A 5414-nucleotide genomic window follows, 5' to 3' on the forward strand; every position below is an offset into this window, starting at 1 on the left:
CACGTCAGCGTGGCGGTGGGACTGGACGCAAACGCAGCGTCACCGCCAGTGACGCCCGTTGTGCAAGCCCATCGCTTTAGCGATGGGTAGTTGACATGTCACCCGATCGTGCAGCAGACCCATCAGATTGGAAGAGGCTCACTGAGCTCTGCTGCTCGGCACGCTGCTGCTGGATCGAGGAGAGACGGCGGAGGGCGGTCGACGGAGGTCTTGGACCCGCATCGCCGGCTGGAACTGCGGCGTTTTCGTGGGCTGCTGAAGCCCGGGGCGATGAGCCCGTCGGAGAGCGCCGGTGGCGCGAAGGCTCGGCCCACTCACGCGCGAGCGCTCCACCCCGGCCCACTGGCTGTACAGCGAGCCCCACTGTGCGGCGCGCCAAAGACCGTCCGCAGGGGTTCTGGGTCGGCGACGGCTCCGTGAACGGTGCAACGCCCCAGCGCTCCCTCGGCAACACGGCTTTCGCGCCGCTCGCCCCGCTCGCCTCCGAGCCGCCCCTTCCTGCCGGATGCCCGCACCGTCAGCGCAGCAGCATGGGCACCCTCAGGGGCGCCCGCTCATGACGCTGCGCAGCAGGTCGACGATGGGCTGCACCGGGACGGTCGGGTCGAAGGCGCGCTGGACGCCGAGCCCGATGCCGAGGCTGAGCAGGGTCAGGGCGGCGGTGTCGGCGGGCAGGGCAAGTGTGATGCCGAGTTCGTCCGCCTGCGCCCGGATCAGGTCCGCGAGCGCGGCGGTGACGGTGCGCCGACGCTGGGCGAGCTGCTCGCACACCTGCTTGTCGCGGCGGTTGGCGGTGGCGAACTCGACTTCCAGCGAGGTCCACGAGCTGTCGCCGATGGTCTCGTCGGCCCAGCGGGCGAATCCCGCGATCCGGTCCTCGAAGCGGGGCGCGTCGCCCATCGCGGCGGCCAGCTGTGTCACCTGTTCCGCGGCGATGCGGTCGAGCACGGCCAGGCACAGCTCGTTCTTGGTGGCGAAGTTGGAGTACACCGCCCCCTTCGAGTAGCCCGCCGCCTCGGCGACACGCTCCATTGACGTCGCCGTGAAGCCGTCGCCCAGGAAGAGCGCGTACGCGGTGCCGAGGACGTGTTCGCGGGTGCGGGCCTGGCTCTCGGCCCGGGTCAGTCTTGCCACCCCCGGAGGATACCGCTAGCTTTCAGATTCCCTTGGAATTCAAATACCGGGAGAATCTATGGCGGGGTGTCAACGACGCGGGCTGGTCGTCGGGTGCGGCGGCACCCTCGGCTTCGCATGGGCGGTTGCGGTGCTGGCTGCGGTCGAGGAGCAGCTCGACTGGGATGCCCGCACGGCAGAGGTGCTGGTGGGGACGTCGGCGGGGGCGGAGGTCGTGTCCCCGCTCGGGTCCGGCCGGTCGGTCTCCGACCTGCTCGCAGCACTGCAGGGCCGGTCCGACGCGGACCCGCTGCTCCTGCGGCACGTCGGCGCGCACCCGGGCGCCCTGCCACCGGTTCCGTGGCCGGGACTGCCGGGCGCCGGGCTGACGGCGGCGGCAGCCCGGGGCCGTGTCCCGCTCGGGTCGGGGCTGCCCGGCCTCCTGCCGCGCGGCCGGGGGGATGCGGGGTGGCTGCGGGGCTTCGGCGCCGCGCTGGCGGACGGCCACACGTGGCTCGCCTCGTTACGTACGTGGCTGGTGGCGACCGAGACGCGCTCCGGCAGACGGGTCGCGTCCGGTTCGCCCGATGCCCCGGTCGCCGACATCGGCAGCGCGATGGCCGCGTCGTGGGCGATCCCGGGCTGGTTCCCTCCCGTACGGATCGACGGGCGCGCCTACCTCGACGGCGGGGTGGTGTCGCCGACGTCGGCCGACCTCGTTGCCCCGCTCGGCCTGGACGAGGTGGTGATCATCGCCCCGATGGCGACGTCCGGGGGCGCGCCCGCCACCGGGCTGAGCCGCCTCGAACGCGTCGCCAGGCGCTGGATGACCGGGACCCTCGACGCGGAGGAACACCTGCTTCGGGCAGCGGGGACCCGCGTCGTCCGGATCGAGCCCGGCGCCGAGGAACTGGCCGTCATGGGCTTCAACTTCATGGACGTCGCCCGCCGCCCGGCCACCCTCGACGTCTCCCTGTGTACCGCGCCCGACCGTGTCAAGCGAGCCATCGACAGGAGCACCACGGCATGAGCGCCCATTTCGAAGTCATCGTCATCGGCGCCGGCATCTCCGGGGTCGGCGCGGGGGTCCGGTTGCGCGAGGCCGGGATCCGGGACTTCCTGATCATCGAGACCGCCGACGACTTCGGCGGCACGTGGCGGGCCAACACCTATCCGGGCTGCCAGTGCGATGTGCCGTCCCGGCTCTACAGCTACTCGTTCGCGCCGAACCCGGACTGGACGAGGGTGTACGCGCATCAGCCGGAGATCCTCACCTACGTGAAAGGGGTCGCCGACCGGCACCGGCTGCGCGAGCACACCCGGTTCGGCGTGCGCATGACCGAGGCGCACTGGCAGCCCGACGCAGCGCGGTGGCGGATCAGCACCAATGCCGGCGAGTTCACCGCCCGGTTCCTGATCGCCGGTGCCGGGCCGTGGAACGAGCCTCTCATCCCCGATATCCCGGGCCTTGCGGAGTTTCCCGGCGAGGTGTTCCACTCCGCGCGCTGGAACCACGACTACGACCTGCGCGGCAAGCAGGTCGCGGTGCTCGGCACCGGGGCATCGGCCGTGCAGTTCGTCCCGGCCATCGCCCCCCAGGTCGACCGGCTCCACCTGTTCCAGCGCACTGCCCAGTGGGTGCTGCCCAAGCCGGACCATCGCATACCGAAGGCCGAGCGGTGGGTGATGCGGCACGTGCCCGGCGCCCGGGCCGCGGTGGCCGCGGTGGAGTACCGGGCCATGGAGATGCTGGGCCGCGGATTCCGCAAACCCTCGCTGCTGCGCGGCGTACAGGCCGTGGCACGCGCACACCTGCGCACCACCGTCCGCGACCGTGAACTGCGCCGCAAGCTGACCCCCGACTACACCATCGGCTGCAAGCGCATCCTGTTCTCCAACCACTACTACCCGGCCCTGACCCGCCCGAATGTGGACGTGCACGCCTGCGCCGTCCGCACGGTCGACGGCACCACCGTGCTCGGCGCCGACGGCAGCAGCGCCGAAGTGGACGCGATCATCCTCGGCACGGGCTTTCACATCCTCGACATGCCCCTGTCGAACCTCATCCACGACGGCGCCGGACGTTCCCTCGCCGACCACTGGCAGGGTTCCCCCGAGGCGTACCTCGGCACCGTCACCGCCGGGTTCCCCAACGCGTTTCTGCTTCTCGGTCCCGGCCTGGGCACCGGACACAGCTCCGCGTTCACCATTCTCGAAGCCCAGCTCGATCTCGCCTTCGGCGCTATCCGCTCAGCACGCGCCGAGGGGTGGGCGTCGGTCGAGGTACGCCGCGACGTGCAGACCGCCTACAACACCGAACTGCAAACCGCCCTCGCGGGCACCGTCTACAACACCGGCGGATGCCGGAGCTACTACCTCGACGCCAACGGCCGCAACAGCTTCAGCTGGCCCTGGTCCACCGGCCGACTCCGCACACAGGTGGCACGCTTCGACGCCCGCGACTTCACCGTCATCCACCCCACCGACCGGCAGGAACTCAGCGCATGAGATTCCCCGCCATCGACATGCGCGGCGCCGACATCGCCGTCACCGGCGCCGCACGCGGCATCGGACTCGCCACCAGGTAGACCGCCGGGTGTACCGGCCTTCTGGACTCTGCTGAGAAAAACGTGATTCGAGCAGGGGTGGTGTCGTTGGTCCTCCACGGTTGTTGTGGTCGTGGGTGGGAGGGCCGAGATGGATGTCGCTGGAGCCACGGGCTGATCAGGGGGTGCCGGAGCTGACGGCCCGGGTGGTGCGGGCCGCGTTCCCGAAGGGGACGCTCGCGGTGCGGATCCGGGAGGCGCTGGGCCCGCTGTTTGAGGACGAGGCGTTCGCCGGGGCGTTCGCCGTCCGGGGACGTCCGGCTGTCTCGCCGGGGGTGTTGGCCTTGGTGTCGGTGTTGCAGTACGCGGAGGGGCTGACCGACCGGCAGGCCGCTGACCAGGTGCGAGCCCGGATGGACTGGAAGTTTCTGCTCGGCCTAGAGCTGGATGATCCCGGGTTCGAAGCTTCCGTGCTGAGCCTGTTCCGTGCCCGTCTCATCGAGCACGGGCTGGAACAGACGGCGCTGGAGCTGGTGCTGGAACGCTTGCGCGGGCTGGACCTGTTGAAGGCCGGTGGTCGGCAGCGGACCGATTCCACGCATGTGCTCGCGGCGGTGCGGACGCTGAACAGGATGGAGTTCGTCGGCGAGACGCTGCGAGCGGCACTGGAGGCGCTGGCGGTCGCGGCCCCGACCTGGCTGTCCGGCCTGGTCACAGCCGAGTGGGCCGAGCGCTACGGGCCGCGCGTGGACGACTACCGCTTCCCCAAGGGCGAAGAGGTCCGTGAACAGTGGTCTGAGCAGGTCGGACGGGACGGATTCGTCCTGCTGGAGGCGGTCTACGCCCCCACGGCTCCGGACTGGCTGCGCGAGATCGAGGCGGTGCAGGTCCTGCGGGTCTCCTGGATCCAGCAGTACCACCGCGACGAGAAGGGGGTGCGCTGGCGGGAGGGCAAGGATCTCCCGCCAGTTCATCACCGGTTGTGCTCGCCCTATGACACCGATGCCCGTTACGGGATCAAGCGCGGCTCGGGCTGGACCGGCTACCGGGCACATCTGACCGAGATTCCCAATGCTGTTGTCAAGCCGCTGCTGTCACGGGGGGTGCAGGCTGGTAGCACCTTCCGTCACGCAGCAGTGCCCACAGGACGTTGATACGTCGGCGGGCGAGGGCGATGACGGCCTGGGTATGGCGCTTGCCCTCGGCTCGCTTTCTCATAGAACGTTCGCGAGGCCGCGCAGGTGCGAATGCTGATCAAGGCGGACTGGTAGAAGACGCGTTGCAGTCCTCGGTGGTATCGCTTCGGCCGGTGGTAATTGCCTCGAATGCGTCCGGAGTCCCGGGGCGCGGGAGCCAGTCCGGAGAAGCCGGCCAAGCGGTCGGCAGTGCCGAAGAAAGCCATGTCACCGCCTGTGGCCGCGAGGAACTCGGCTCCCAGCAAGGGCCCGATGCCCGGCATGCTGGCGATCACCTCTGCCTGCTCGTGCTGACGAAACCGGCCCTCGATGAGCTTGTCGACCTCAGCGACCTGCTCGTTAAGGGTCAGAACCTCCTTCGCCAGGGTGCGGACCATCTCGGCGGTGAGCTTTTCTCCGGGCAACGCGGTGTGCTGACGCTCGGCTGCCTCGACGGCGGCCGCGGCGAGCTCGTCAGCGCGGCGGACCTTGCGGTTGCGCAGCCAGGTCTCCAGCCGGTTCTTACCGAGGCGCCGCAGGGCGGCCGGGGTCTGGTAGCCGCTCACCAGGGTCAGCGGCC

Annotated in this window: 4 protein-coding genes and 1 pseudogene; 3 read left to right on the top strand and 2 right to left on the bottom strand. The window is 70.2% G+C overall.

Annotation, left to right across the window (positions count from 1 at the left end):
- Positions 1 to 540: 540 nt before the first annotated feature.
- On the bottom strand, positions 541 to 1134 hold the full coding sequence (locus tag ACFV7R_RS46580; protein WP_385276757.1) for a TetR/AcrR family transcriptional regulator: 594 nt from the start codon (positions 1132 to 1134) through the stop codon (positions 541 to 543).
- A gap of 58 nt (positions 1135 to 1192) precedes the next feature.
- On the opposite strand from ACFV7R_RS46580, the gene ACFV7R_RS46585 reads away from it, so the two are divergent.
- The 3 genes from ACFV7R_RS46585 to ACFV7R_RS46595 all read left to right on the top strand — a co-directional run bounded on the left by ACFV7R_RS46585 (position 1193) and on the right by ACFV7R_RS46595 (position 4813).
- Positions 1193 to 2143 carry a patatin-like phospholipase family protein gene (locus ACFV7R_RS46585; protein WP_385276759.1) on the top strand — a complete coding sequence of 317 codons (951 nt, stop codon included), beginning with the start codon at positions 1193 to 1195 and terminating at the stop codon, positions 2141 to 2143.
- Positions 2140 to 3621 carry a flavin-containing monooxygenase gene (locus tag ACFV7R_RS46590; RefSeq protein WP_385276761.1) on the top strand — a complete coding sequence of 494 codons (1482 nt, stop codon included), beginning with the start codon at positions 2140 to 2142 and terminating at the stop codon, positions 3619 to 3621. The genes ACFV7R_RS46585 and ACFV7R_RS46590 overlap by 4 nt, the downstream gene beginning before the upstream one ends.
- Positions 3622 to 3868: 247 nt before the next feature.
- Positions 3869 to 4813 (top strand): transposase, encoded by a 945-nt coding sequence (locus ACFV7R_RS46595; protein WP_385276764.1) that lies wholly within the window; start codon positions 3869 to 3871, stop codon positions 4811 to 4813.
- On the opposite strand, the pseudogene ACFV7R_RS46600 reads toward ACFV7R_RS46595, so the two are convergent.
- A pseudogene (locus tag ACFV7R_RS46600) lies at positions 4740 to 5414 on the bottom strand (transposase); the annotation flags it as partial. The gene ACFV7R_RS46595 and the pseudogene ACFV7R_RS46600 sit on opposite strands and share 74 nt — an antisense overlap.

Origin of the sequence: Streptomyces sp. NPDC059866, from assembly GCF_042731325.1 — a bacterium.
GTDB classification, from domain to species: domain Bacteria; phylum Actinomycetota; class Actinomycetes; order Streptomycetales; family Streptomycetaceae; genus Streptomyces; species Streptomyces flavusporus.

Coding starts and splice junctions, on each gene's coding strand:
- ACFV7R_RS46585 (WP_385276759.1), top strand. CDS start 1,193: ATGGCGGGGTGTCAACGACGCGGGCTGGTCGTCGGGTGCGGCGGCACC.
- ACFV7R_RS46590 (WP_385276761.1), top strand. CDS start 2,140: ATGAGCGCCCATTTCGAAGTCATCGTCATCGGCGCCGGCATCTCCGGG.